Origin of the sequence: Bradyrhizobium sp. (genome assembly GCF_016219575.1) — a bacterium.
Lineage (GTDB): Bacteria > Pseudomonadota > Alphaproteobacteria > Rhizobiales > Xanthobacteraceae > Bradyrhizobium.
In genome coordinates, this window is the sequence record NZ_JACRMG010000032.1 from 107,028 (window position 1) to 131,901 (window position 24,874).

Here is a 24,874-nt window from a genome sequence, read left to right on the forward strand (position 1 = left end):
GCAATTCCCGCCTACCCTGTTTCACGTGAAACATTTCGTTAATCGGTTGAACGAAGGATTATTACTTTCCAACACAGAATTCCCGGAAGATCACGTCGAGGATGTCCTCGACATCGACCCGGCCGAGCAGCCGGCCAAGGGAATAGGCCGCGGCCCGCAGCTCTTCGGCAGCAAGTTCCTCGCCCTTGCCGATGACTTCGATCGCCCCGCGCAACGAATCCGCCGTGTCCTTGACCAGCATCCGTTGCCGTTCCCGCGCGATCAAGCCCCCCTCGCTTCCGCCAAAATAGTTTTGCGCGAAACCCACCAGGGCGGCGATCAGCTCGGGGACACCCGCACCGCTCCGGGCGGAAATCCGGAACTCGGCCATTGGCCGACCCTGACCATCGACCGCGGCGGCGGCCGGTCTGACGAGATCGATCTTGTTGCGAACGAGCCAGACAGGCGCCGTGCCGTGATGCTCGATCGGCGCGCCCACGGCATCGGCAAGCCACAGCACGAGGTCTGCTTCCCCTGCCCTCACCCGCGCGCGGCGCACGCCCTCCTGCTCGACAGGATCTTCCGTCTCGCGGATGCCCGCGGTGTCGATGACGGTCACGGGGTAGCCGTCGAGATCGAGCTGCACTTCGATGATGTCGCGCGTGGTGCCGGCATGCGGCGAGACGATCGCGACCTCGCGGCGTGCGAGTTGGTTGATCAGCGTCGACTTGCCGACATTCACAGGCCCCGCGATCGCGACCACGAGACCATCGCGCAGGCGTTCGGTCTGGCCCTGTGCGCCAAGCACATTCTCTATCTCGGCCAGCAGCGCTTTGATCTTCGCCAGCGCCGGCGCGATCAATTCAGTGGGCACGTCGCTTTCGTCGGAAAAGTCGATCCCGGCCTCGAGCAGCGCGGAAGCCTCAATGATCTGCGCGCGCCAGTCGCGCGCCTTGTTTCCGAGCAGGCCTTTCAGCTGGCGCAACGCCTGACGGCGTTGCCGGTCGGTGTCGGCATGGATGAGATCGTCGAGGCCTTCGGCCTCGGTGAGATCGAGCTTGCCGTTTTCGAAAGCGCGGCGGGTGAACTCGCCGGGCTCGGCGGGACGAACGTTCTCCTTCGCCGACAGAGCCGCAAACAGCGAAGCCAGCACGGCACGCCCGCCATGGACATGGAATTCGGCGACGTCCTCGCCGGTGGCGCTGGCAGGGTGCGGAAACCAGAGCACGACTGCGTCGTCCATTGGCTGACCATCGGCCGTCTTCAGCAACACCCGCGTGGCAATCCGGGGTGCCGGCATTTTCCCAGCCAGGGAGAGCAGCGCCTTCCTGGCTTCCGGCCCTGACACGCGCACAACGGCAATCGCGCTTGGCGCCCGGCCGGAAGAAAGTGCAAAGATGGTCTCGTCCCGCGGATGCATCGCTTAATTGTCGCGGCGCCCGTGAAAAGGCAACGCGGTCGGCCGGTCAGTCACGTCGCCGGCCAAGGGGCGGGTTTGCTGCAGCAAAGGTGCAGCAATTCATGCTGCGCGCGAGCAGGGCGCCTTCCCCGCCCTCGCGGCCGCGCAGAATAGTTCAAGATATATCAATCGCTTATAGGTATAGCGGCCGCCGAGGCCCGAAATTTCCTTGCTGCACCCGCGCCGCAGCAAAACCGCAGCAGGTCTTAGCGCAGCAATTCGATCCAGGCCTGCACAAAATCAGTCGCATCCGCTCGCGACAGCGTCCCTTTCGGCCCGGTCATCCGGATCTTGACGAACTTGTTGTTCCAGGAGGACAGGCAAAGGTAGCTCTCGACGTCGATATCGACGCGCTCACCGCGCAAATAGCCGAAGCTCGTGCAGATAAAGCGCGGCTTGCCCGTGGCGGGCACCGTGAAGTCGCCCTTGTCGGCGACGTTGGCATAGGTGCCGCGCTTGCCGAGCTCGAACACGTCGCCCCTCGCCTGCGCCAGCTGATTCCGGACCGCGTCCGATTCCGCATCTGCCGGAATCGTCTTCAGGCCGACATCATAGAGATAGACGTCGACCATCAAGCCGGGCTTGCCCCCGAAGCGAAGCGCATAACCAAGCCCGGGCGACTTCGATTCGAAATCGACGGTCCGCACATAGACAAGGCTGCCGACCCGGTCAGGGATCGACAGCCCGTAGACAACTCGTGAACTCTCTTGCGCGAACGCGGCGGCTGCCGACACCAGGACGGTAACAACCGCCAGGATGCCCGTGCCGATCTTGCGCATCAGGTGTTCATCGACTCGAAGAATTCCGCGTTGTTCTTGGTGTTGCGGAGCTTGTCGAGCAGGAAGTCGATCGCATCCATCGTGCCCATCGGATTGAGGATGCGGCGCAGCACGTACATCTTCTTCAGCACCTGCGGATCGGTGATCAGCTCTTCCTTGCGGGTGCCGGAGCGCGAGATGTCGATCGCAGGGAAGGTCCGCTTGTCGGAAACCTTGCGGTCGAGGATCAGTTCGGAGTTACCGGTGCCCTTGAACTCTTCGAAAATCACTTCGTCCATGCGGCTGCCGGTATCGACCAGCGCGGTGGCGATGATCGTGAGCGAGCCACCTTCCTCGATATTGCGCGCGGCGCCGAAGAATCGCTTCGGGCGCTGCAGAGCATTGGCGTCGACGCCGCCGGTCAGCACCTTGCCGGAGGAGGGCACCACGGTGTTGTAGGCGCGGCCCAGACGCGTGATCGAGTCGAGCAGGATCACGACGTCGCGGCCGTGTTCGACCAGGCGCTTGGCCTTCTCGATCACCATTTCGGCGACCTGGACGTGGCGCACCGCGGGCTCGTCGAAGGTCGAGGATACGACCTCGCCCTTCACCGATCGCTGCATGTCCGTGACTTCTTCCGGACGTTCGTCGATCAGAAGCACGATCAGGTAGCATTCGGGATGGTTGGCGGTGATGGAGTGCGCGATGTTCTGCATCAGCACGGTCTTGCCGGTGCGGGGCGGCGCCACGATCAGCGCGCGCTGGCCCTTGCCGATGGGGGCGACAATGTCGATCACCCTTGCCGACAGGTCTTTCCGCGTGGGGTCGTCGATTTCCATGCGGAACCGCTGGTTGGGGAACAGCGGCGTCAGGTTGTCGAAATTGACCTTGTGCTTGGCCTTTTCCGGATCCTCGAAATTGAGCGTGTTGACCTTCAGCAGCGCGAAATAGCGTTCGCCTTCCTTCGGGCTGCGGATATGGCCTTCGATGGTGTCGCCGGTGCGCAGGCCAAAGCGGCGGATCTGCGAGGGCGAGACGTAGATGTCGTCGGGGCCGGGCAGGTAGTTCGCATCGGGCGAGCGGAGGAAGCCGAAGCCGTCGGACAACACCTCGACGACGCCTTCGCCGACGATGTCGGTTTCCGCGATTGCCAGCTGCTTGAGGATGGCGAACAGCAGCTCCTGCTTGCGCATGGTGCTGGCATTTTCGACCCCGTTCTCTTCCGCGAACGAGACGAGCTCGGCCGGCGTTTTAGATTTGAGGTCCTGAAGTTTGATTTCCCGCATGGGGGTCGTCCTGTGGAGCGTTCTTGGTTTGGAAGGGATGCGAGACGGCTTGGAGGAAAAGCGGACGCGAAAAAGGAAGGTCCGCAGGTCTAAGCAAGGAAAGCGCCGGAGAGGCTTCAAACCTGATGCGGCGGCCGGTCCACTGAAGAAACCGGAACGCAACCACATCCGCCTGCGTGGGGTGGGATGTCCTCAATATAGAAAATCGATCGGCGATCCGCAAGCAGGCAGGCAGTGATCAAAACGGTTTGACGATCACCAGAATCACGATGAAAATCATCAGAACCGTCGGTACTTCATTGATAAGACGGTAGAATTTTTGGCTTCTTGTATTCCGGTCCGCGCGAAAATCCTTCACCCAGCGCGAAAAGAATCCATGCACGCCCGACAAGGCTATGACGAGCACGAATTTCGCGTGAAACCAGGGCGAGGTGTACCAGGGCGCCGCCCAGGCTAGGTACAGCCCGGCGAGCCAGGCGACGATCATCGCGGGATTGATGATCACTCGGAGGAGCCGCCACTCCATCACCTTGAAGGTTTCGGACTGTTTCGAGCCGGGCTCCGCTTCGCAGTGATAGACGAACAGCCGCGGCAGATACAGCATGCCGGCCATCCAGGAGATGACCGCGATCACGTGCAGCGCCTTGATCCACTCGTACATTGCGAAGTCTCGATCATCGTCCCTGAAAAGCGTGGGACGAATTCATATCCGCAAAGTTGCTCTTCCCTAAACAAATAAATTTATGAATCTTAAGGTTTAAAGAGTCTGGGACGTTGATAGGACTCACACAATTCTATCCGGCCATCGCGAAGTACTTGTTCACATACCCAGAGATCTCTAACCCTGTTGCCTTCGATCCGGATAATGCGTCTTGAGTCAGGGTCTTGGCCCGGTCTGTAGTCAGCATATAAAGAGACAAATCCACATCTTCTTACTATCATCGCGATCAGGCTCTGGACTTGTCCTTCCGCGAGGCCCTGTGAAGAAAGAGGCGGGTTATCCCGGGGCAGGGGCGTGATGGGCCCTCGCTGCGGATAAGTTCCACAGCGACTCACAGGTTACACAGGGGTTTTGGTGCCCACCTCAGGCAATTATTTTCACCTTCATCTCGTCTCGGATTCGACCGGCGAAACGCTGATCACGGTGGCGCGCGCGGTTGCCGCGCAATACGCCAATGTCAGTGCTGTCGAGCATGTCTATCCGCTGGTGCGTAGCCAGAAGCAGCTCGACCGCGTGCTGAACGAGATCGAGGAAGCGCCGGGCATCGTGCTGTTCACGCTGCTCGAGAAGGATCTGGTTCATCGCCTCGAAGCCAAGTGCAGGGAAATGAACGTTCCAAGCCTGTCGATCATCGGGCCGGTGATGCAACTGTTCGAGGCCTATCTCGGCGCGGCCACGACGGGCAAGGTTGGCGCGCAGCACGTGCTCAATGCCGAATATTTCCGGCGCATCGATGCGTTGAACTACACGATGATTCACGATGACGGCCAGCATGTCGAAGGCCTCGAGGAGGCGGATGTGGTGCTGGTCGGCGTGTCCCGCACGTCGAAGACACCGACCTCGATTTACCTGGCCAACCGCGGCATCCGTACCGCCAACGTGCCGCTGGTGCCGGGCATTCCGCTGCCCCATCAGCTCGAGACGTTGAAGAAGCCCCTGGTGGTCAGTCTGCATGCGACACCGGAACGGCTGATCCAGGTGCGGCAGAACCGGTTGCTCAGCATGGGCGCGACGCCATCGAACGAGGATTACATCGACCGCCAGGCGGTGGCCGACGAGGTTGCCCATGCCCGGCGGCTCAGTGCCAAGTTCGACTGGGTGCAGCTCGATGTCACCAGGCGCTCGATCGAGGAGACGGCCGCCGCCGTGATGAAGCTCTATGCGGACCGGCTCAAGACACGGCACGCCGAATGAACGTGTGGGCATGACGATCTGGCGCGGCAAGGATCCGCTGGTTCTGGCGTCGCAAAGCCGCGCGCGGCAGATGCTGCTTGAAAATGCCGGCCTTACTTTCGAAGCCGTGCCGGCCGATATCGACGAGCGTGCCATCCAGCAGAAGTCCGGTTTGCAGAAGCCCGGCGAGATCGCCGCGCTGCTGGCGCAGGCGAAGGCGCTGTTCGTTTCGGCAAAGATGCCAGACCGCTACGTGGTCGGCGCCGACCAGACGCTGGCGCTGGGCCAACGTCTGTTCTCCAAGCCGGCCGGACGCGCGCAGGCGCACGAGCAGTTGTGCGCTTTGGCCGGGAAGACGCATGAGCTGCACTCCGCCGTTGCGGTAGTGCGGGGCGAAAAAATACTATCGTCCGAGGTTTCAATTGCGCGCATGACCATGCGCCGGCTGAGCGATGACGAGGTGGAAACCTATCTCGACGCGGCCGGCGATCGTGTGACGACCAGCGTCGGCGCCTACCAGCTGGAAGGACTGGGCGTGCACCTGTTCGAGCGCATCGAGGCCGACCATTTTACGATCCTTGGTCTGCCGCTATTGCCCTTGCTTGCATTCCTGCGCGGGCAGGGACTACTCGGTGTTTGAAGCAATGCGACGGGAAAAATGCTGATTCTAGGACTTACCGGTTCGATCGGGATGGGCAAATCCACGACGGGAAAACTGTTCGTGGAAGCGGGCGTGCCGCTGTATGACGCGGACGCCGAGGTCCACAAGCTGTACGAGGGGGCGGCGGCCCCCGCGATCGAGGCGGCCTTTCCCGGCACGACGGCGAACGGCAAGGTGGACCGCCAGAAGCTCAGCGAACGCGTGGTCCACGATCCCGCCGCCATGAAGCGGCTCGAGCAGATCGTCCATCCCATGCTCGGCGCCGGCCGGCAGAAATTCTTCGACGATGCCGAACGGGCCGGCGTTCCGGTCGTGGTGGTGGATGTGCCGCTATTGTACGAGACCGGCGGCGAAAAACGCGTCGATGCCGTCGTGGTGGTGACGACCTCGCCGGAACTGCAGCGCGAGCGGGTGCTGGCGCGCGGCACCATGGATGGCGCGAAACTCGATTCCATCATTGCGCGGCAGACGCCCGACGCTGAAAAGCGCAAGCGCGCGGATTTCGTCGTGGATACCTCGCACGGGCTCGACCCCGTGCGCGCGCAAATCAAGGACATTCTGGCGGCGGTTGCTAAGATGCCGAAGCGGCGGGCTTGATTCGCCGCTTCCAGGGCAATCCGGACCATGCGCGAAATCGTTCTCGACACCGAAACCACCGGCCTCGATCCGCTGCGCGGCGACCGCCTGGTCGAGGTCGGCTGCATCGAGCTGTTCAACCGCATGCCGACGGGACAGAGCTTTCACCGCTACATGAACCCCGAGCGGGACATGCCGGCGGAAGCCTTTGCAGTCCACGGCCTCTCCACCGAGTTCCTCGCCGGCAAGCCGCTCTTCGTCGAAGTGGTGGAGGAATTTCTGGCCTTCATCGGCGATGCGCCGCTGGTGATCCACAACGCGTCCTTCGACATCAGCTTCATCAACGCCGAGCTCGACCGCATCAAGCGCACGCCGATCGGGAAGGACCGCCTGGTCGATACGCTGCTGCTCGCCCGCCGGAAACATCCGGGCGTGTCGAACCGGCTGGACGATCTCTGCTCGCGCTATGCGATCGACAATTCCCACCGCACCAAGCACGGTGCACTGCTCGACGCCGAGTTGCTGGCCGAGGTCTATATCGACCTGATCGGGGCACGGCAGTCGCAACTGATCCTGGCCGCCGAGAGCGTCGATATCAGGGCTCGCGCCGGTGGGGAGACGTCGCGGCGGCAGCGTGAAGTTCCGCTTGGCCCGCGCGTGACCGACGAGGATCGGCTGGCGCATCGCGCCTTTGTCGCCACGCTCGGCGACAAGCCGATCTGGAACGAGTTCCTGCCGCCGGCGCCGCCGGCAGCCGGCTAGAATCAGCTCGGCTTGGCTTGGGCGGCTGCCGCGGCCTGCTGACGCTCCATGTTCTGGCGATAGAGCCCGACGAAATCCACGGGATCCAGCATCAGCGGCGGGAAGCCGCCGTCGCGTACGGAAGTCGCGATGATCTCGCGCGCGAACGGGAACAGGAGCCGTGGGCACTCGATCATGACCAGCGGATGCAGGTTTTCCTGCGGCACGTTGACGATACGGAACACGCCGGCATAGGCGAGGTCGAACGAGAACAGCACCTTGCCGTTGTTCTCGGCCTTGCCGTCGACGTGCAGCGTCACCTCGAACTCGTTCTGGGCGATGTTGTTGGCCTGGACGTTGATCTGGATATTGATCGCCGGCTGCTGTTGCTGCTGCTGCAGGGAACCGGGGGCGTTCGGGTTCTCGAACGACAGATCCTTGGTGTACTGCGCCAGAACGTTGAGCTGGGGAGGGGCTCCCTCCTGCGGGGCGCCGTTGCCGTTGGTCATGAAAATCTCTCCTGGAGCGGGCGGGGGCCTAAAGACCGGTTTCAGGCCACAATTCGCTCATGAGGTTGCGAAAATGCCCGGATCGGCGCGAGTGGCTATCATAGGCGCGCGCCCCTCCACAAGGAGGAGGATGGCGATGGCGTGCGGAATGGCCGCGGATGCGCACAAGGGTGCCTCGCCGCGCAGTCCAGGGTTACCGTAAATTATTGAAGATGCGCGATTTCCGGCCACGATCGGGTTTCCCCTCGCAGCCAAAACGCGCTACAATGGCTGCGCCAAAACGTGCCATTGGCCGGGCATGATTTCATGCCTACATGCTGCGGACTCAATCGGTGATGTAAAGTTGGCCGTTCCCCGCCTGACGGGAACGCTCTGCCGCCGGACCCGTTGCCGGCTTAAGAACCAGAAAGCGAACTGCGACGTGGATATCTACACCATCATCTTCCTGGCGCTGGCCGTGTTCATCTTCCTGCGCCTGCGCAGCGTTCTCGGGCAGCGGACCGGGCATGAGCGGCCGCCGTTCGAGCGCTCGCCGCGCAACGTCGCGCCGGGTGCGCCGGATAACGTCGTGCCGATACCGGGTACCGTGATCGACCAGGCGCCGCTTGCGCCGACCGCTGATGTCGCACCGGCGGCCGACCGCTGGAAGGGCATTGCCGAGCCGGGCACGCCGCTGGCGCAGGGGCTGGATGCGATCGTCGCCCAGGATTCCTCGTTCGATCCCCGGCATTTCCTTTCCGGCGCCCGCAGCGCCTACGAGATGATCGTGCTGGCCTTTGCCAACGGCGACCGCCGTGCGCTGCGCGACCTCCTGTCGAGCGATGTCTACGAGAGCTTCGACACCGCGATCCGCGATCGCGAGAAGCATGACCAGAAGACCGAAACGCGCTTCGTCTCGATCGACAAGGCCGAACTCGTCAGTGCGGAAGCGCGCGACCGCGCCGCGCAACTCACCGTTCGCTTCGTGTCGCAGATGATCTCCGTGACTCGCGACAAGAACGGCACCGTGGTCGATGGCACTCCCGACAAGGTCGCCGATATCACCGATGTCTGGACGTTCGCCCGCGACACCGCCTCACGCGACCCGAACTGGAAACTGGTTGGCACCGGAAGCGCCGGCTAGACCACACGGGATTCGATCTCGTGCTGTGGGCTGGCTGATCGCGCTGGCGTTGGCGATGCTGCCGGCGAGCGCGGATTCGCGCGCCGTCCATTCCCGTTATCATCGCGCCGAACCGCAGCCGAAGCAGCGGCCGCTGCCTTATCCGGCGCTCGAACTGCCGCTGGAAATCCCGAACAGCCAGTATGTGCCGCTCGCCTGGAGCGACGTCATCGGCTGGCGCGATGACGATCATCTCGCCGCCTACAAGGCGTTCCGCACCAGCTGCCAGCCGATCGTGGCGCAGAATGGACCCGCGCCGGATTCCAAGGCGCTGGGCACCTCGCTACGCGATCCCTGCCGCATCGCCCGGGCACTGGAACCGTCCGACGGTGCGAAGGCCAAGGCCTTTTTCGAGGAAAATTTCCTGCCGCTGCGGATCTCGCGTCTCGGCGAAGGCGAGGGATTTGTCACGGGCTATTACGAGCCGGTGATTGAGGGCTCGCGCACGCAGAACGAGGTCTATCCCGTTCCGGTTTACCGGCGTCCCTCGAATCTGTTCGTCAAGGGGCAAACCCAGGCTTCGGTCGGCCTGCCGAACAAGGGAGCGGTCTATCGCAAGATCGGCCGCCGCAAGCTCGTGCCCTATTACGACCGCGCCGAAATCGAGGACGGCAAGATCGAAGGCCGCGGGCTGGAGATCGCATTTCTGAAGAACCAGACCGATCTCCTGTTCGCGCAGATCCAGGGCTCCGCGCGCATCGAGCTGCCGGACGGTTCGACGGTGCGCATCAACTACGATGCCCATAACGGCTACCCCTATACGCCGGTCGGCCGCGTCCTGATCGACCGCGGCATCATCCCGCGGGAACAAATGTCGATGCAGAAGATCCGGGAGTGGATGGAGCAGAATCCCGATGGCGCCGGCGAGTTGCGGCGGCAGAACCGCTCCTATGTCTTCTTCCGCGAAGTGAACCTCTCGGACAAGGACGAGCCGGTCGGTGCCCAGGGCGTGCCGCTGACGGCCGGCCGCTCGATTGCGGTCGACAAGGCCCTCCATGTCTACGGCACGCCCTTCTTCATCGAGGGCGACCTGCCGATCGAATCGGAGCGCGCGAAGACGCCGTTCCGCCGCCTGATGATCGCACAGGATACCGGCTCGGCCATCGTGGGACCTGCACGCGCCGACCTCTATTTCGGCGCCGGCGCGGAAGCAGGCAGGGTGGCCGGACGGCTGAAGAACAATGCACGCTTTGTCATGCTGATCCCGAAGAGCCTCGATCCCGCAGCACGCGGCCGCAAGCTGCCGGTGCCGGATGAGCGGCCATCGGCAAAGATCGCAAGACTATTTCCGCAGATTGCTCCCAAGGATCCGCCCAAGGAAACCCCGATGCCGGCTTCTCCTGCGGTCGCGGCAGCCGCCACGCAGGCTGCGTCTGCGCAGGCCTCGATCCCCCTGCCGGTGGCGCGGCCGAAGGAGGCCCCTGTTCGCGACGACAAGCGTCGCCGGCCGTCGCGCGACCGATGAAGCGCCGGCCTCCCGAAATTCCCGATCTGCCGGCAGGCCTGCGGCGCAGGCGTGGCCTCAGCGACGAAGAGCGCAGGCTTTGGGAGAGCGTGGCCAAACAGGTCAAGCCGCTGCGCAAGAGCCCGCGTCTTGCCCGGCCGCACGCGGTTGAGGCTGAGAGCCCGGCCGTCGCGCCCGCGGCTTCGCCGCGCCCTTCGTCGCCGGTGAAAATTTCCCCGCCGCAAAAGCCGCAGGCGCCGCCGCTGGCCCCGATCGGTCGTCGCGAACGCGCCAAGCTCTCGCGCGGCAAGCAGGAAATCGACGCCCGCATCGACCTGCATGGCATGACCCAGACCCGCGCGCACCGTGCGCTGCTCGGCTTCCTGCAGCATGCCCATCACGAGGGCTTCACCTTCGTGCTCGTCATCACCGGCAAGGGAAAGATCGGCGTGGAATCCGAGCGCGGCGTGCTGCGCCGCCAGGTGCCGCAATGGCTGGCGTTGCCGGAATTCCGTGCGCTCGTGGTCGGCTTCGAGGAGGCCCATATCGGCCATGGCGGCGAGGGCGCGCTTTATGTGCGGGTGAGAAGGGCGCGCTATTAGAACGGCCTGACGATTCCGACGCGCGGGATCAGCGTGACGATGGCGCCGAAGATCGTGGTCTTGGTGTCGTCGGACGGGATCAGCGGCGTCTGGCGCGAAGCCGGCAGCGTCTTCACCGCATGCAGGATCAGGAACATGCAAACCGCCCAGTTCGATACCCAGCGTGAATAGTCGAACACGATGGCGAACATCACGAGATATCCGGCACTGACGATCAGCAGCGCCGAGATGACGATACGGCGGTGCATGTCGCTGGCCAGCGCGCGGATCAGGCCGGCGAAATAGCGCCACAGCGGCGTATGCAGCCAGATCAGGAGCGCGAATACCGGCACGCCCAGGATGTTATGCGGCAGCCGTGCCCAGGTGTCGGCGATCTCCTTCGACAACGGCTGGTACCAGATGTAGGCAAAGCTCAGGAGGTCGGCGCGCGAGGGATCGGCCATCCGGCTCTGCAGATGATCGACAAAGGCTTGTGGCGGTACATCGACCGTGCCGTAGAACTGCGCGGCGATGAAGAGCGGCCCGCTGATGGCCAGCGCGACCATGCCCGCAAGCGCATTCCGCCGGGTGATGCCCTGCGGCAGGTAATGGCGCAGCACCACGATGGCCGCGATGGTCGGCACATACATCAGCACATGGATGTGATGGATCAGCACCAGCACGACTGAGAACGCCGCCGCCAGCAGGACATAGGCGACGGATCGCGCCGGGATCAGCAGCAGGCAGATCGCAAGCAGGCAGCCATAGATGTCGAAATGGCCGAGCGTGTGCATGAAATTCTTCAGGAAGAACGGCGAGCCGGCCATGAACACGAACAGCGGCAGATGCCCTTGATGGAAGCCGAAGGTGCGCCGGAACAATTGGACAAACAGCCCGAGCGTGGCCAGCCAGGCGATGCCGGCAAGCGCGAACACCAGCCAGACCGGGACCTTCGCAGTGAACAGCGCCACCGCCGCACCGATCAGCGCACGTTTTGTGAAGCCGAAATGGTAGTCGACGAGGAGATGGATGTAGGGGACGAACGGCGGCAGCGCGATCTTGTGCAGGAAGACACCGACGAAGACGGCGGCATTGACGGCCAGCATCAGCCGCCAGGGATTTTGCCAGAGCCGGAGATTCATCGCCCACCTGAAGAGATCAGGCGGGCGTTATCACATGACGGATGGGGAGGCGCAACGCACTCCGCTGTCGTCCCGGCCAAGCGAAGCGCGAGCCGGGATCCATAACCACCGTAGTTGATGTCGCGAAGGCTGGAGCCACAGCTCGCTTCAACAACAACGGCCTGTGGTTATGGGTTCCTGCTTTCGCAGGAACGACATCAGAGAATAAACCGGCTCAAATCCGCGTTCTTGGCGAGATCGCCGACATGCGTCTGCACATAGTCGGCATCGACCTTGATGGTCTCGCCATGGCGGTCGGGCGCGGCGAAGGAGATCTCGTCGAGCACGCGCTCCATCACGGTCTGCAGCCGGCGCGCGCCGATGTTCTCGACCGTCGAGTTGACGGCGACCGCGACGTCGGCCAGCGCGTCGATGGCGTCGTCGGTGATGTCGAGCGTCACGCCCTCGGTCTTCATCAGCGCGACATACTGCTTGATCAGCGAGGCCTCGGGCTCGGTCAGGATCCGGCGCAAGTCGTCGCGGGTCAATGCCTGCAGCTCGACACGAATCGGCAGCCGCCCCTGTAGCTCCGGCAGGAGATCGGAGGGCTTTGCGATGTGGAACGCGCCCGACGCGATGAACAGGATATGGTCGGTCTTGACCGCGCCGTGCTTGGTCGAGACCGTCGTGCCTTCGATCAGCGGCAGGAGGTCGCGCTGCACGCCCTCGCGCGAGACGTCGCCGCCGAGGCGATTTTCGCGCACGCAGATCTTGTCGATCTCGTCGAGAAACACGATGCCGTTGTTCTCGACGGCGCCGATCGCCTCCTGCACCAGCTGGTCGGTGTCGAGCAGCTTGTCGGATTCTTCGGCAACCAGTGTTTCGTGGGAGTCGGCCACGGTCAGCCGGCGCGTCTTGGTACGGCCGCCGAGCTTGCCGAAGATGTCGCCGATCGAGATCGCGCCCATCTGCGCGCCGGGCATGCCCGGGATCTCGAACATCGGCATGCCGCCGGACGACTGCGTCTCGATCTCGATTTCCTTGTCGTTGAGCTCGCCGGCGCGCAGCTTCTTGCGGAAGGACTCGCGGGTCGCGGCGCTGGAGCCGGGGCCGACCAGCGCGTCGAGCACGCGCTCCTCGGCCGCAAGCTGAGCGCGGGCCTGCACGTCCTTGCGCTTGCGCTCGCGGACCTGGGCGATGGCAACCTCGACGAGGTCGCGGACGATCTGCTCGACGTCGCGGCCGACATAGCCGACTTCGGTGAATTTCGTCGCCTCCACCTTGATGAACGGCGCGCCGGCGAGCTTGGCCAGCCGCCGCGCGATCTCCGTCTTGCCGACGCCGGTCGGCCCGATCATCAGGATGTTCTTCGGCAGCACTTCCTCGCGCAGGGAGCCGGTCAGCTGCAGGCGCCGCCAGCGGTTGCGCAGCGCGATGGACACCGCGCGCTTGGCGTCGGACTGCCCGACGATGAAGCGGTCGAGCTCGGAAACGATTTCGCGGGGAGAGAAGTCGGTCATGGGTCCTAGCTATGTCGGAACAAGGCGATCGGCAAGCCGGATCAGAGGATCGGCGGGCCGCTTTGCCACTGCTTGATCGCCTCGAAAGGATAAAGCAGCATGATGATATTCAGCGTCAGATTGTCGCGAATGTGCAGCAGCAGCGCGAGCTCGAACAAGATCCCGAGCGCTACCGTCGCGGCTACCGGCAGCTTCCTGGCCAGCAGGAAGCCTGCCACCATCGAAAGCGTGTCCGACACCGAGTTCACGATCGTGTCGCCGTAGTAGTCCAGCGAAATCGTGCCGGCGCGATAGCGTTCGATGATCCAGCTCGAATTTTCGACCAGCTCCCACGCGCCCTCGACCAGCATGGCGATGATGAGGCGGCCGGGCCAGGCGAGCTTCGGGAAGGCGAGGAACGCCGCGCCATAGAACAGGAAGCCGTGCAGGATGTGCGAGAAGGTGTACCAGTCGGCGATCTGCTGCGAGTTCTCCGAGCTCTGCACCACGCCGTGCCAGAATTTCACATAGCCGCAAGCGCAGATCGGCAGCCGGCCCGCGGCATTGAGGATCGCCGCCTGCAATGCGAGCAGCGCCGCCGCGATGGCGAACCACTGCCAGGCCGGGACTGCGGTAGCGAAGGCAGGCTTCGGTGAGGAGGTCATGCGTCACGTACCATCAGGAGAGCGATGCCGTCTGGTGTATCGACCAGCCGATCCCTTGCAAAGCCCGCCTTCTCATAGGCGCGAATCGCTCGCGCATTTTTCGGGTCGGGATCGGTCACCATGCGCGGTACACCGGTGGCGAGCTTTTCGTCGACAAAGGCGCGGATGAATGCCGCTCCGTGGCCGCGGCCGACCATGTCGGGCTCGCCGATGAACTGATCGATGCCGCGCGTGCCTTTGGGATGTTCGCCGAAACCGGAATTCCAGGCGGTCAGGTCATAGCACTGGATGTAGCCGAAATCGCTTCCGCCGGCCGCGACGAGGAACTGATCCATCGCGGTCTCGTCGAGGTCGCCGCTGACGAGCGCAAACTGCTGCGCGGGCTCGCCCCACCATTCCCGCACATGCGGCAACGCCAGCCAACGCTTGATCATCGGCAGGTCGGCCGTCGTCATCGGTCGGAAGACGTAAGGGGACGGCGTCACCGATCGCTATTCCTGGAGAGTCTCGATCGTGACGTTGCGGTTGGTGTAGACGCAGATGTCGGCGGCGATGTCGAGCGAGCGGCGCACGATGGTCTCGGCATCCTTGTCGCTGTCGATCAGGGCGCGCGCCGCGGCGAGTGCAAAATTGCCGCCGGAGCCGATCGCCATCACGCCGGCCTCGGGCTCCAGCACGTCGCCGGTGCCGGTCAAGACCAGCGAAACGTCCTTGTCGGCGACGATCATCATCGCCTCGAGTCGGCGGAGATAACGGTCGGTCCGCCAGTCCTTGGCGAGCTCGACGGCGGCCCGGGTCAGCTGCCCCGGATATTGCTCGAGCTTGCTTTCCAGCCGCTCGAACAAAGTGAAGGCATCGGCGGTGGCGCCGGCGAAGCCGCCGATCACGTCGCCCTTGCCGAGCCTGCGGACCTTTTTGGCATTGGACTTGATGACGGTCTGGCCGATCGAGACCTGGCCGTCGCCGCCGATCACCACCTTGCCGCCCTTGCGGACCGTCAGAATCGTGGTGCCGTGCCAGACCGCCGGCTCCTGGGGGGATGCTTGCATGAAATACCTCGCGTTCCCGCCAGATTTAGGGGTTTGGGGCAGCGGTTACAATCAGGTCAAAGGGGGCCTGATTCCGGTCACCATAGGCCGAACTTCAGCCGTCTGAGCGTCATCCCGCAGTAGCGAAGGCGGTATCAGCCTGTTAAAAGACCCGCGTTTTCGATAGGGGAAAGCGGCTTTTTCCATGCGCACGGCAACCATCAAGCGCAAGACCAAGGAGACCGACATTGAGGTGGCGGTCAATCTGGACGGCACCGGTGTGTCCAGGGTTTCGACCGGGATCGGCTTCTTCGACCATATGCTCGATCTGCTGGCCCGCCATTCGCGCATCGATATCACGGTCAAGGCCGATGGCGACCTCCACGTCGATCATCACCACACCACCGAAGACGTCGGCATTGCGCTGGGCCAGGCGGTCAAGCAGGCGCTCGGCTCCATGGCCGGCATCACCCGCTATGCCTCGATCCACATGCCTATGGACGAGACGCTGTCGCGCGTCGTCATCGACATTTCGGGGCGGCCGGTGCTGGTGTTCAAGGTCGATTTCCCCCGTGACAAGGTCGGCGCCTTCGACACCGAGCTGGTGCGCGAGTGGTTCAACGCCTTTGCGATGAATGCCGGCGTGACTTTGCACGTCGAGACCTTATATGGCGAGAACAGCCATCATATCGCCGAATCCTGTTTCAAGGGTCTGGCGAGGGCCCTTCGCGCCGCCGTCGCGATCGATCCGCGCGCGGCCGGCGAGGTGCCATCCACCAAGGGCTCGCTCGGCAGCTGAGCCAGTTTCTGCTTCGGAGAGTGCGATGCCGGTCTATACGGTGCATGCCCCGGTGACTGACGGCGCCGACCTGACGGCGACCGACAGGTTCGCTTTCGTGCGCGACGGCTTCCATTTCTGGGCCGCAGTCGCCGGCGTGATCTGGCTTGGCTGGCATCGGCTGTGGCTGGCGCTGATCGGCTCGATCGTCGTGATGCTGGCCGTCAATTTCGGGCTCGCGTGGCTCGGCGCCGGCGCGCGCACCATCCTGGCGATTGACGTGGTGCTGGCACTGCTGCTCGGCTTTGAAGCGGCCAGCCTGCGCCGCTGGACGCTGTCGCGGCGCAAATGGCGCCAGCTCGATATTGTCGTTGCCGATGACGAGGAGGCTGCCGAGCGGCGCTTCTTCGATCGCTGGACCGCGCGTCATCGCGTTTACAACGATCCTTATTCGGTCGAACGCGGCGGGCCGCCGCCGACCCGCCACATTCCGGGCCAGCCCTTCTCGAAGCCGCCGCCGATCCCGCAAGGCGGCATCATCGGTTTGTTTCCAGAGCCAGGAGGATCGCGATGACGGTTGCCATCATCGATTACGGCTCCGGGAATCTGCATTCCGCCGCCAAGGCGTTCGAGCGCGCCACGCGCGCCTCGGAAAATCCCCAGAAGATTTCGGTGACGCGCGATCCCGACGCGGTGTTCCGCGCCGACCGCATCGTGCTGCCGGGCGTCGGCGCCTTCGCCGATTGCCGGAGAGGCCTCGACGCACTCGACGGCATGGTCGAGGCGATGACGGAAGCCGTGCGCGACAAGGCGCGCCCGTTCTTCGGCATCTGCGTCGGCATGCAGTTGATGGCGACGCGCGGCAAGGAGCATGTCGTCACCGACGGCTTCAACTGGATCGAGGGCGACGTCGAGAAGATCCAGCCGCGCGACGAGAATCTGAAGATCCCGCACATGGGCTGGAATACGCTCGACATGGTGCAGGAGCATCCGGTGCTGGAGCGCCTGCCGCTGGGACCGAAGGGCCGCCACGCCTATTTCGTGCACTCCTATCACCTCAACGCCGCAAGCGAGGCGAATGTGCTGGCGCGCGCCGATTATGGCGGGCCGGTCACCGCGATCGTTGGCCGGGACACCGCCATCGGCACCCAGTTTCACCCCGAGAAGAGCCAACGCTTCGGGCTGGCGCTGATCTCCAATTTCCTGAAGTGGAAGCCGTGATTCTCTTTCCTGCGATTGACCTGAAAAACGGGCAGTGCGTGCGCCTCGAGCAGGGCGACATGGCGCGCGCGACCGTGTTCAATCTCGATCCGTCGGCGCAGGCGCGCTCCTTCGCCGCGCAGGGGTTCGAGTACCTGCACATCGTCGATCTCGACGGCGCCTTTGCCGGCAAGCCTGTCAATGCGCTGGCCGTCGAGGCCATGCTGAAGGCCGTCACCATGCCGGTACAGCTTGGCGGCGGCATCCGTGATCTGCGCACGGTCGAAGGCTGGCTGGAAAAGGGCGTCGCGCGCGTCATCATCGGCACCGCAGCGGTGCGTGACCCTGATTTCGTCAAGGCGGCCGCGAAGAAATTTCCCGGCCGTGTTGCCGTCGGGCTCGACGCGCGCGACGGCAAGGTGGCGGTCGAAGGCTGGGCCGAGACCTCGCAGGTGACGGCGCTTGAAATCGCGCAGCGCTTCGAGGATGCCGGCGTTGCCGCGATCATCTTCACCGACATCGCCCGCGACGGTCTGCTGAAGGGCCTCAATCTCGATGCGACCATTGCGCTGGCCGATCGCATCTCCATTCCCGTGATTGCGTCGGGCGGTCTTGCTTCGATCGAGGATGTGAAAGCGATGCTGACGCCGCGCGCCAGGAAGCTTGCCGGTGCCATCGCCGGGCGCGCGCTGTATGACGGCCGGCTCGATCCCGCCGCAGCGCTGGCGCTGATCAAGAGCGCCCGCGCGGCCGCCTAGAAGAGAGACAGCCATGTTCAAGGTTCGCGTCATCCCCTGTCTCGACGTCAAGGACGGCCGGGTGGTCAAGGGCGTCAATTTCGTCGACCTGCGCGATGCCGGCGATCCCGTGGAAGCGGCGATCGCCTATGACGCGGCCGGCGCCGACGAACTCTGCTTCCTCGACATCACCGCCACCCACGAGAACCGCGGCACCATGATGGACGTGGTGCGTCGGACGGCGGAAGCCTGCTTCATGCCGCTGACTGTCGGCGGCGGCGTGCGCACCATCGACGATATCCGCATGCTGTTGCGCTCCGGGGCCGACAAGGTCTCGATCAATAGCGCCGCCGTTGCCCGCCGGGAATTCGTCAGGGAGGGCGCGGAAAAATTCGGCGAGCAGTGCATCGTCGTCGCCATCGACGCCAAGCGGGTCAGCCGCGGCGGCGGCTCCGACCGCTGGGAAATCTTCACCCATGGCGGCCGCAAGGGCACCGGCATCGACGCGGTCGAATATGCCCAGGAAGTGGTCTCGCTCGGCGCCGGCGAAATCCTGCTGACGTCGATGGACTGCGACGGCACCCGTCAGGGCTTTGACCTGCCGCTGACCCGGGCCATCGCCGACAGTGTCCCCGTACCGGTAATCGCATCCGGCGGCGTCGGAAATCTCGACCACCTCGTGGACGGTATCCGCGAGGGGCACGCCACCGCGGTGCTGGCGGCGTCGATCTTCCACTTCGGGGAATTTACCATCCGGCAGGCCAAGGAGCACATGTCGCAGCGGGGCCTGCCGATGCGGCTCGATCCCTGACGACTCCCGGTCACAAAAGTGCTAAGTGACGTCGAGACGGCGCCGGGACGAGTGGCGCGGGCGCTTTATTTGGTTTGAGTGATGTCGCGTTTTACGGTTCACGACCTGGCCGCCACCATCGATGCCCGCGCAGCATCCGGCGGGGAGGTGTCCTATACCCGCAAGCTGCTCGACAAAGGCGCGGAGCATTGCGCCAAGAAGCTGGGCGAGGAAGCGGTCGAGACCGTGATCGCGGCGATCGAAAATGATCGCGGCCAACTGATCGCCGAGAGCGCCGACCTGCTGTTTCATCTGCTGGTGCTGCTGAAAGCGCGCGACATAAAGCTCGAGGACGTCGAGGCGGCGCTGGCGCAGCGCACCGGCATGTCCGGACTGGAAGAAAAGGCCTCGCGCAAGCGAGAAGGGTGAGACCAAGAGGCGGCTGCCATGGATATTCGGGCACCAGAGCAACAGTATAATCCCTACCGCATCTTCACGAGGGATCAGTGGGCGCGGCTGCGCGACGATACGCCGATGACGCTGGAGCCGGGCGAATTCGAGCGGCTGCGCTCGCTGCACGACCGGCTCGACCTCAAGGAAGTTGAGGACATTTATCTGCCGCTGTCGCGCCTGTTGTCGATCTACGTCGATGCCACGGCCCGGCTGTTTCAGGCGCAGCGCCAGTTCCTGAACATCAGGGATCGCAAGGTACCCTACATCATCGGCGTCGCCGGTTCGGTCGCGGTCGGCAAATCGACCACCGCGCGCGTGCTGCAGGCGCTGCTGGCGCGCTGGTCGCCGCGGCCCAACGTCGAACTCGTCACGACGGACGGCTTCCTGTTTCCCAACGCGGTTCTGGAACGCCAGGGCATCATGCAGAAGAAGGGCTTTCCGGAAAGCTACGATCTGCCGACGCTGCTGCAGTTCCTCTCCGACATCAAGGCGGGGCGCCGCCCGGTGCGTGCGCCGGTCTACTCGCATCTCACCTACGATATCGTGCCGAACGAGTGGGTCACGGTCGACCAGCCGGATATCCTCGTCGTCGAGGGCGTCAACGTGCTGCAGACGGGCCGGCTGCCGCGCGACGGCCAGGCGGTGCCTGTCGTCTCCGACTTCTTCGATTTCTCGGTCTATATCGACGCCGACGAACCGGTGCTGCGCGAATGGTATGTGAAGCGCTTCCTGGCGCTGCGTGACACCGCGTTCGCCGATCCGCGGTCCTACTTCCACCGCTACGCCGTGTTGTCGGACGACGAGGCGACCGCAACCGCGATCGCGATCTGGGAGCGCACCAACCGCGCCAACCTCGAGGACAACATCCTGCCGACGCGGCCGCGGGCGACGCTGATCCTCAAGAAGGGCGCCGACCACGTCGTCGAGCAGGTGGCGCTGCGACGACTCTGATCTTCAGGCGGCGATGTGGTGGCCGGCGGCCAGTCCCGCCAGGGCGTCCACCAGTTTTTCCCGGTCGAGCGGCTTGATCAAGAATCCGTCCATGCCCGCCTCGAAGCAGGCATAGCGATCCTCCACCAGCGTGTTGGCGGTCAGTGCGAGGATCGGCGTGCGGCGGCCGGGCTCGCTCGCTTCGAGGCTGCGCAGGCGGCGGGTGGTCTCGATGCCGTCGAGCCGCGGCATCTGGATATCCATCAATACGAGATCATAGGGCGTGCCGGCGGATTTCGCCGCCTGCCAGGATTCCAGCGCCTCTTCGCCATTGGTGGTGATGACGGCGCGGTGCCCGAGCCGGCCGAGTAGCGAGCGCATCAACAGCGCGTTGATCTCGTTGTCCTCGGCGACGAGGATGGAAAGGCCAGACGTTGAAGGTGGCGGCGCGGCTTGCTCCGCAACTTCCGCCGGAGCCTCGGCGGCAATGTCGGGCGCGGCGACTTCCGGCGGAGCGGCAAGCCGCGCGGCGAGCGAGGCTGATCGCAGCGGCTTGACCAGATACCCGGTGAAGGCGGAGCCGACCGCGAGCTGCAGCTCCTGCCGGGTCGACGGCGTGAACATGACGATGCGGTGGCTGGCGTGGGCGCGGGCGCGCTCGCCGAATTTCGCGATGGTTGCCGCGCCGTAGGCGTGATCGATCATCACAGCGTGCCAGGCGCGTTCCGGCAGCAAGGTTTCCGCCACCTCGATGTCCGAGACCAGGCAGGTCTGGCCGCCCCAGCGCTGCAACCGCCGTTCGGTCAGCGAGGCGCCGATGCTGGACGGCGTCACCAGCATGACCGATTGGCCGGCGAGATCGGGCGCGGCGAATGCCGGCTGCAGGCTCCAGTCGGCCGCGGTGAGCGGGATCGACACTTCGAAGGTCGAGCCTTCGCCGGGTTTGCTCTCGAGCGTGATCCGCCCGCCCATGCGGCGGACGATGCGTTCGCTGATGGAGAGGCCGAGACCCGTGCCGCCATAGCTGCGTGCGATGCCGTCACTGGCCTGCTCGAACTCGCGGAAGATGCGGCTCTGCGCTTCCGGCGCAATCCCGATGCCGGTATCGCGCACCAGGAAGGAGATCTCGTTGGGCCAGATGCCGGGCTCGACGATCAGCGCGACGCCGCCCTCTTGCGTGAACTTGATGGCGTTGCCGGCGAGATTGAGCAGCACCTGGCGCAGCCGCGCGGCGTCGCCGACCACGTCCTTCGGCAGGCGGTCATCGACATAGGCGGCGATCTCGATCTGCTTGGCCTGCGCGCGCGGCGCCAGCAATTCGGTGATGTCCTCGATCAGCGTGGCGAGCGCGAAGGGACGCGCTTCGAGGTCGATCTTGCCGGCCTCGATCTTGGAATAGTCGAGCAGCTCCTCGATCAGCGCGAGCAGCGCGTCGCCCGAGGTCTTCACCGCCCGCGCATAGGTCGCCTGTTCCGGCGTCAGCGGCGTGTCGAGCAAGAGCCCGCTCATGCCGATGATGCCGTTCAAGGGTGTGCGGATCTCGTGGGAGGCCATTGCCAGGAAACGGGACTTGGCGCGGTTGGCGGCGTCCGCGAGATCGCGGGCCTCGGCCAGCGCCCGCTCGCTCTCGGTGCGGTCGGTGACGTCGCGGCCGACGCTCTGCATTTCGGCCGGGCCGCCGGCGTCGTTGCGCACGAGACCCTCGCGCCAGGCGATCCAGCGCGGACCGAAGCTGGTGCCGATCTGCTGGTCGTGGACGCGGGTGCCGTTCGGCTCCAGCGCGGTGTCGCCCTGCTCGATGACATCGAGCGTCGCCGTGCTGCCGATCAGCTTTTCGCGCGGCATTCGCGCCAGTTCGCAATAGGCGTCGTTGGCGAAGGTGATGCGGCCTTCCGCATCGCGCAGCACGATCAGGTCGCCCTGCGATTCGAACAGGCTGCGGGCGCGCGCCTCGGATTCCTGCAGCTCCCAATTGCGGTCGGCCATCGCCTCGTTATGCATCGCGATCTTGCGCACCTTGCGCCGCATCAGCCGGATGCGGATGCCCTGCGTGACGATCCACAGGCAGGCCAGCGCGAACAGGAAACTCGCGCCGATCGCGAAAGCATGGGGATCATAGCCGGCAACCGGCGAGGTGCTGCCGGCGATGAAGCCATAGGCGCCGCCGAACGCGGCGGAGAAGATCATGAAGGAGCGGGCGACGGCGGTAAGCCACGGATGCCGGCGCGAGAAGCGGCGAAGGTGCATCTTGATCCGGAAGGTCCGTCCCATCGCCGAATTCCCCGAAATTTTCTTGATCGTCGTCCGCTGCAGCGCCGTCACGATGCGTCGCAGGCCGTTGCAAAGTGCTTGAGGCCGCAGCGCGACCGCAGGCGCGATACAAACATGGTTGATGAAAGGTTAAAGCGAGGCGGACTGGGCCCGAGGATGTGCGCCGCGGGCGCCGACGATCAGGGCTGCGGCATCGAGCATCGAGAAGGTCTTCGACTGCACGAAGATCCGATAGTCGGCCGGGCCGTCCTGGGTCAGGTAGATGACGGGATCGGAGGCGGAGAAGCTCCGCGAAATCGACACCAGTTGCGGCGGCCGGTTGCCCTGGCAGGTGCCGCCTTCCGCCGAATCCGGACCGTCGATGACGGCGAAGTCGGCGGCTTCGGCGCTGTCGATGATCTGCACCCGCACGCTCGCCTTGGCCGGATTGGTGGTGAAGCTGACATGGAGGGCGGATTGCCAGGGCGCCGAGGTCAGCTGCACCGAGGTGTCGGCCACCGCGATGCAGGGGCGCGTGTCGGCAAACAGCTCGCCGCGCGCGAGGAAGGCGGTGACCGCCAGGGGAACGACCGAGGCCAGAATCCGGAAACGCAACATGGAACACCCGCTAGCCTGACCCGCGAAACGCGCGAGCCTTATGGTTTGTGGAGTGTAAAGAAGAGTGGTTACCGCCGCGTTGACGCCGCGTAGTTCTACGCCGCCCGGCGCAGATCGTCGGCCAATGCACGATAGGACAGCGCTTCGGCCAGGTGCAGACGGCCGACCTTGTCGGCGGCGTCGAGGTCGGCAAGCGTGCGCGCCACCCGCAGCACCCGGTGATAGCCGCGCGCGGTGAGACGCATGGTCTCGGCGGCGTCGCGCAGGAGTTTTTGGCCCGTCGCATCCGGCTGCGCGATGGTTTCGAGCAGCGATGCGGGCGCCTCGGCATTGGTGCGGACGGTGGGCATGCCGGCCGCGGCATAGCGCGCTAGCTGGATGGCGCGCGCGGCCGCGACTCGGGCGGCGACTTCGGCGGAGCCTTCGGACGGCGGCGGCAGGATGAGATCGGCCGCCGTCACCGCCGGCACTTCGATGCGCAGGTCGATGCGATCCATCAGCGGGCCGGAGATGCGCATCTGATAATCGGCCGTGCAGCGGTCGACACGTCCGCGCTTGCAGGAATAGCCGGGTTCATAGGCATGGCCGCAGCGGCATGGGTTCATCGCCGCGACCAGCATGAAGCGCGCCGGATAGGTGACGCGGTGATTGGCGCGGGACACCGCGACTTCGCCGTTCTCCAGCGGCTGGCGCAGCGAATCCAGCACGCGCGGATCGAACTCCGGCAATTCGTCGAGGAACAGCACGCCGTGATGGGCGAGCGAAATCTCGCCGGGCCTGGCGCGCATGCCGCCGCCGGTGAGCGCGGCCATGCTCGCGGAGTGATGCGGGCTGCGGAACGGCCGCCGCGCCGTCAGTGCGCCGTCGCGGATTTCGCCGGCGACGGACGCGATCATCGAGACTTCCAGCAGTTCCGACGGCGACAGCGGCGGCAGGATCGAGGGCAGCCGCGCCGCCAGCATAGACTTGCCCGCGCCGGGCGAGCCGATCATCAGCAAATGATGGCCGCCGGCGGCCGCGATCTCCAGCGCGCGCTTGGCGCTTTCCTGGCCCTTGATGTCGCGCAGGTCGAGCTGCGTCTCGGCGATCTCGTGCACTTTCGGCTGCGGGCGCGACAGTACCTGCGTGCCCTTGAAGTGGTTGGCGATCTGGATCAGCGATTTCGCCGCGACGATCTGGATGTCCGGGCTCGCCCATGCCGCCTCCGAGCCGCAGGCCGCCGGGCAGATCAGTCCCTCGTCGCGGGCATTGGCGCCGATCGCGGCCGGCAGCACGCCGGCGACAGGCGCGATCGATCCGTCGAGCCCGAGCTCGCCGAGCACGGTGAAGCCAGTGAGCGCGTCCGGCGGGATCGCGCCGATCGCCGCCATCAGGCCCAGCGCGATCGGCAGGTCGTAATGGCTGCCCTCCTTGGGCAGGTCGGCCGGTGCGAGGTTGACGATGATCCGCCGCGCCGGCAGCGCCAGCCCCGAGGCGATCAGCGCCGAGCGCACCCGCTCGCGCGCTTCCGACACGGCCTTGTCCGGCAGGCCGACGATGGCCATTGCAGAGTGTGAATGACCACGCTAGGGACGTGGGCATCACGGGAGACCTGCAATGAAACTGAGGAACTTCATCACCATACGGGCTCTGCGGACCACCGCAAGGCTGGGTTGGACAGTCGCTGGCTGGGCACAGAACCTGGCCGCGCTCGGGGTGCGGCTGGAAGAAGCCGTAGACCGGCATGCCGACAAACGCGGCATAGACGTCCACGAG

General features: G+C 64.7%; 26 protein-coding genes and 1 pseudogene. 14 read left to right on the forward strand and 13 right to left on the reverse strand.

The window, feature by feature from the left end; all coding sequences use genetic code 11:
* Nucleotides 1–61: 61 nt before the first annotated feature.
* From mnmE to hemJ, 4 genes are all read right to left on the reverse strand, one after another.
* Complete coding sequence (mnmE, locus tag HZB49_RS25160) at nt 62–1,399, reverse strand: tRNA uridine-5-carboxymethylaminomethyl(34) synthesis GTPase MnmE (RefSeq protein WP_291616306.1); 1,338 nt, start codon at nt 1,397–1,399, stop codon at nt 62–64.
* 245 nt (nt 1,400–1,644) lie between these two features.
* Complete coding sequence (locus HZB49_RS25165; protein ID WP_291616308.1) at nt 1,645–2,217, reverse strand: hypothetical protein; 573 nt, start codon at nt 2,215–2,217, stop codon at nt 1,645–1,647.
* On the reverse strand, nt 2,217–3,482 hold the full coding sequence (gene rho, locus HZB49_RS25170) for a transcription termination factor Rho (RefSeq protein ID WP_291616311.1): 1,266 nt from the start codon (nt 3,480–3,482) through the stop codon (nt 2,217–2,219). Before rho ends, HZB49_RS25165 begins: the two co-directional genes overlap by 1 nt.
* 238 nt (nt 3,483–3,720) lie before the next feature.
* The gene (gene hemJ / locus HZB49_RS25175) at nt 3,721–4,143 is read right to left on the reverse strand and encodes a protoporphyrinogen oxidase HemJ (protein WP_291616313.1); all 423 of its coding nucleotides are present in this window, start codon (nt 4,141–4,143) and stop codon (nt 3,721–3,723) included.
* 414 nt (nt 4,144–4,557) lie between these two features.
* Between hemJ and HZB49_RS25180 the strand changes: the two genes are divergently transcribed.
* Genes HZB49_RS25180 through dnaQ form a run of 4 tightly spaced genes read left to right on the forward strand, consistent with a single transcriptional unit; the run spans nt 4,558 to nt 7,375 of the window.
* The gene (locus HZB49_RS25180) at nt 4,558–5,397 is read left to right on the forward strand and encodes a pyruvate, water dikinase regulatory protein (protein WP_291616315.1); all 840 of its coding nucleotides are present in this window, start codon (nt 4,558–4,560) and stop codon (nt 5,395–5,397) included.
* A gap of 10 nt (nt 5,398–5,407) precedes the next feature.
* Complete coding sequence (locus tag HZB49_RS25185; RefSeq protein WP_291616317.1) at nt 5,408–6,016, forward strand: Maf family protein; 609 nt, start codon at nt 5,408–5,410, stop codon at nt 6,014–6,016.
* Between the two features lie 18 nt (nt 6,017–6,034).
* Nucleotides 6,035–6,634, forward strand: coding sequence for a dephospho-CoA kinase (gene coaE / locus HZB49_RS25190; protein WP_291616319.1), 600 nt, complete (start codon nt 6,035–6,037; stop codon nt 6,632–6,634).
* 18 nt (nt 6,635–6,652) lie between these two features.
* Nucleotides 6,653–7,375: a DNA polymerase III subunit epsilon gene (dnaQ, locus tag HZB49_RS25195; RefSeq protein ID WP_291616400.1), complete on the forward strand. Its 723-nt coding sequence runs from the start codon at nt 6,653–6,655 to the stop codon at nt 7,373–7,375.
* 2 nt (nt 7,376–7,377) lie between these two features.
* On the opposite strand, the gene secB is transcribed toward dnaQ, so the two are convergent.
* Nucleotides 7,378–7,863, reverse strand: a complete 486-nt coding sequence (secB, locus tag HZB49_RS25200) for a protein-export chaperone SecB (protein ID WP_291616321.1) — start codon at nt 7,861–7,863, stop codon at nt 7,378–7,380.
* A 421-nt stretch (nt 7,864–8,284) separates the two neighbouring features.
* Here secB and HZB49_RS25205 point away from each other — a divergent pair, with 421 nt between their 5' ends.
* The 3 genes from HZB49_RS25205 to HZB49_RS25215 are packed head-to-tail and all read left to right on the forward strand — an operon-like array spanning nt 8,285 to nt 11,071.
* Complete coding sequence (locus HZB49_RS25205; protein ID WP_291616324.1) at nt 8,285–8,986, forward strand: Tim44/TimA family putative adaptor protein; 702 nt, start codon at nt 8,285–8,287, stop codon at nt 8,984–8,986.
* 55 nt (nt 8,987–9,041) lie between these two features.
* A complete protein-coding gene (locus HZB49_RS25210; RefSeq protein ID WP_291616402.1) occupies nt 9,042–10,490 on the forward strand; it encodes an MltA domain-containing protein in 1,449 nt (482 codons plus the stop codon).
* Complete coding sequence (locus HZB49_RS25215) at nt 10,487–11,071, forward strand: Smr/MutS family protein (protein ID WP_291616326.1); 585 nt, start codon at nt 10,487–10,489, stop codon at nt 11,069–11,071. Before HZB49_RS25210 ends, HZB49_RS25215 begins: the two co-directional genes overlap by 4 nt.
* On the opposite strand, the gene HZB49_RS25220 is transcribed toward HZB49_RS25215, so the two are convergent.
* The 5 genes from HZB49_RS25220 to hslV all read right to left on the reverse strand — a co-directional run bounded on the left by HZB49_RS25220 (nt 11,068) and on the right by hslV (nt 15,384).
* Nucleotides 11,068–12,192 carry a hypothetical protein gene (locus HZB49_RS25220; protein WP_291616328.1) on the reverse strand — a complete coding sequence of 375 codons (1,125 nt, stop codon included), beginning with the start codon at nt 12,190–12,192 and terminating at the stop codon, nt 11,068–11,070. The two genes, HZB49_RS25215 and HZB49_RS25220, sit on opposite strands and share 4 nt — an antisense overlap.
* Before the next feature lie 197 nt (nt 12,193–12,389).
* Nucleotides 12,390–13,691: an ATP-dependent protease ATPase subunit HslU gene (gene hslU / locus HZB49_RS25225; RefSeq protein WP_291616330.1), complete on the reverse strand. Its 1,302-nt coding sequence runs from the start codon at nt 13,689–13,691 to the stop codon at nt 12,390–12,392.
* A 41-nt stretch (nt 13,692–13,732) separates the two neighbouring features.
* On the reverse strand, nt 13,733–14,335 hold the full coding sequence (locus tag HZB49_RS25230) for a DUF2585 domain-containing protein (RefSeq protein ID WP_291616331.1): 603 nt from the start codon (nt 14,333–14,335) through the stop codon (nt 13,733–13,735).
* Nucleotides 14,332–14,820: a GNAT family N-acetyltransferase gene (locus tag HZB49_RS25235; protein WP_291616332.1), complete on the reverse strand. Its 489-nt coding sequence runs from the start codon at nt 14,818–14,820 to the stop codon at nt 14,332–14,334. Before HZB49_RS25235 ends, HZB49_RS25230 begins: the two co-directional genes overlap by 4 nt.
* 6 nt (nt 14,821–14,826) lie before the next feature.
* Nucleotides 14,827–15,384 carry an ATP-dependent protease subunit HslV gene (gene hslV, locus HZB49_RS25240; protein WP_291616334.1) on the reverse strand — a complete coding sequence of 186 codons (558 nt, stop codon included), beginning with the start codon at nt 15,382–15,384 and terminating at the stop codon, nt 14,827–14,829.
* Nucleotides 15,385–15,568: 184 nt separating this feature from the next.
* Here hslV and hisB point away from each other — a divergent pair, with 184 nt between their 5' ends.
* The 7 genes from hisB (at nt 15,569) to coaA (ending at nt 20,272) form a co-directional block, all read left to right on the forward strand.
* Nucleotides 15,569–16,162 carry an imidazoleglycerol-phosphate dehydratase HisB gene (gene hisB / locus HZB49_RS25245; RefSeq protein ID WP_291616335.1) on the forward strand — a complete coding sequence of 198 codons (594 nt, stop codon included), beginning with the start codon at nt 15,569–15,571 and terminating at the stop codon, nt 16,160–16,162.
* Between the two features lie 25 nt (nt 16,163–16,187).
* The gene (locus tag HZB49_RS25250) at nt 16,188–16,715 is read left to right on the forward strand and encodes a DUF2628 domain-containing protein (RefSeq protein ID WP_291616336.1); all 528 of its coding nucleotides are present in this window, start codon (nt 16,188–16,190) and stop codon (nt 16,713–16,715) included.
* The gene (gene hisH / locus HZB49_RS25255; RefSeq protein ID WP_291616337.1) at nt 16,712–17,362 is read left to right on the forward strand and encodes an imidazole glycerol phosphate synthase subunit HisH; all 651 of its coding nucleotides are present in this window, start codon (nt 16,712–16,714) and stop codon (nt 17,360–17,362) included. Before HZB49_RS25250 ends, hisH begins: the two co-directional genes overlap by 4 nt.
* Entirely contained in the window at nt 17,350–18,099 is a 750-nt protein-coding gene (hisA, locus tag HZB49_RS25260) for a 1-(5-phosphoribosyl)-5-[(5-phosphoribosylamino)methylideneamino]imidazole-4-carboxamide isomerase (protein ID WP_291616338.1), read from the forward strand. The genes hisH and hisA overlap by 13 nt, the downstream gene beginning before the upstream one ends.
* A gap of 13 nt (nt 18,100–18,112) precedes the next feature.
* A complete protein-coding gene (gene hisF, locus HZB49_RS25265) occupies nt 18,113–18,889 on the forward strand; it encodes an imidazole glycerol phosphate synthase subunit HisF (protein WP_291616340.1) in 777 nt (258 codons plus the stop codon).
* Between the two features lie 81 nt (nt 18,890–18,970).
* Nucleotides 18,971–19,297: a phosphoribosyl-ATP diphosphatase gene (locus tag HZB49_RS25270; protein ID WP_291616341.1), complete on the forward strand. Its 327-nt coding sequence runs from the start codon at nt 18,971–18,973 to the stop codon at nt 19,295–19,297.
* Between the two features lie 18 nt (nt 19,298–19,315).
* A complete protein-coding gene (gene coaA, locus HZB49_RS25275) occupies nt 19,316–20,272 on the forward strand; it encodes a type I pantothenate kinase (RefSeq protein WP_291616342.1) in 957 nt (318 codons plus the stop codon).
* 3 nt (nt 20,273–20,275) lie between these two features.
* Here coaA and HZB49_RS25280 read toward each other — a convergent pair whose 3' ends face one another.
* From HZB49_RS25280 to HZB49_RS25290, 3 genes and pseudogenes are all read right to left on the reverse strand, one after another.
* Entirely contained in the window at nt 20,276–22,522 is a 2,247-nt protein-coding gene (locus tag HZB49_RS25280) for an ATP-binding protein (RefSeq protein ID WP_291616343.1), read from the reverse strand.
* A 129-nt stretch (nt 22,523–22,651) separates the two neighbouring features.
* Nucleotides 22,652–23,119 carry a hypothetical protein gene (locus HZB49_RS25285; RefSeq protein WP_291616344.1) on the reverse strand — a complete coding sequence of 156 codons (468 nt, stop codon included), beginning with the start codon at nt 23,117–23,119 and terminating at the stop codon, nt 22,652–22,654.
* Between the two features lie 95 nt (nt 23,120–23,214).
* Nucleotides 23,215–24,660: pseudogene (locus HZB49_RS25290) on the reverse strand (YifB family Mg chelatase-like AAA ATPase); the annotation flags it as partial.
* Nucleotides 24,661–24,874 lie beyond the last annotated feature (214 nt).

Bases quoted from the DNA above. Each gene is read 5' to 3' on its own strand.
- hslU (WP_291616330.1), bottom strand. From the start codon at position 13,691: ATGACCGACTTCTCTCCCCGCGAAATCGTTTCCGAGCTCGACCGCTTC.
- coaE (WP_291616319.1), top strand. From the start codon at position 6,035: ATGCTGATTCTAGGACTTACCGGTTCGATCGGGATGGGCAAATCCACG.
- hisH (WP_291616337.1), top strand. From the start codon at position 16,712: ATGACGGTTGCCATCATCGATTACGGCTCCGGGAATCTGCATTCCGCC.
- hemJ (WP_291616313.1), bottom strand. From the start codon at position 4,143: ATGTACGAGTGGATCAAGGCGCTGCACGTGATCGCGGTCATCTCCTGG.
- HZB49_RS25210 (WP_291616402.1), top strand. From the start codon at position 9,042: ATGCTGCCGGCGAGCGCGGATTCGCGCGCCGTCCATTCCCGTTATCAT.
- hisB (WP_291616335.1), top strand. From the start codon at position 15,569: ATGCGCACGGCAACCATCAAGCGCAAGACCAAGGAGACCGACATTGAG.
- HZB49_RS25285 (WP_291616344.1), bottom strand. From the start codon at position 23,119: ATGTTGCGTTTCCGGATTCTGGCCTCGGTCGTTCCCCTGGCGGTCACC.
- hslV (WP_291616334.1), bottom strand. From the start codon at position 15,384: ATGCAAGCATCCCCCCAGGAGCCGGCGGTCTGGCACGGCACCACGATT.
- mnmE (WP_291616306.1), bottom strand. From the start codon at position 1,399: ATGCATCCGCGGGACGAGACCATCTTTGCACTTTCTTCCGGCCGGGCG.
- HZB49_RS25165 (WP_291616308.1), bottom strand. From the start codon at position 2,217: ATGCGCAAGATCGGCACGGGCATCCTGGCGGTTGTTACCGTCCTGGTG.
- HZB49_RS25280 (WP_291616343.1), bottom strand. From the start codon at position 22,522: ATGGGACGGACCTTCCGGATCAAGATGCACCTTCGCCGCTTCTCGCGC.
- HZB49_RS25250 (WP_291616336.1), top strand. From the start codon at position 16,188: ATGCCGGTCTATACGGTGCATGCCCCGGTGACTGACGGCGCCGACCTG.
- HZB49_RS25230 (WP_291616331.1), bottom strand. From the start codon at position 14,335: ATGACCTCCTCACCGAAGCCTGCCTTCGCTACCGCAGTCCCGGCCTGG.
- hisF (WP_291616340.1), top strand. From the start codon at position 18,113: ATGTTCAAGGTTCGCGTCATCCCCTGTCTCGACGTCAAGGACGGCCGG.
- HZB49_RS25270 (WP_291616341.1), top strand. From the start codon at position 18,971: ATGTCGCGTTTTACGGTTCACGACCTGGCCGCCACCATCGATGCCCGC.
- coaA (WP_291616342.1), top strand. From the start codon at position 19,316: ATGGATATTCGGGCACCAGAGCAACAGTATAATCCCTACCGCATCTTC.
- secB (WP_291616321.1), bottom strand. From the start codon at position 7,863: ATGACCAACGGCAACGGCGCCCCGCAGGAGGGAGCCCCTCCCCAGCTC.
- rho (WP_291616311.1), bottom strand. From the start codon at position 3,482: ATGCGGGAAATCAAACTTCAGGACCTCAAATCTAAAACGCCGGCCGAG.
- HZB49_RS25215 (WP_291616326.1), top strand. From the start codon at position 10,487: ATGAAGCGCCGGCCTCCCGAAATTCCCGATCTGCCGGCAGGCCTGCGG.
- HZB49_RS25185 (WP_291616317.1), top strand. From the start codon at position 5,408: ATGACGATCTGGCGCGGCAAGGATCCGCTGGTTCTGGCGTCGCAAAGC.
- HZB49_RS25220 (WP_291616328.1), bottom strand. From the start codon at position 12,192: ATGAATCTCCGGCTCTGGCAAAATCCCTGGCGGCTGATGCTGGCCGTC.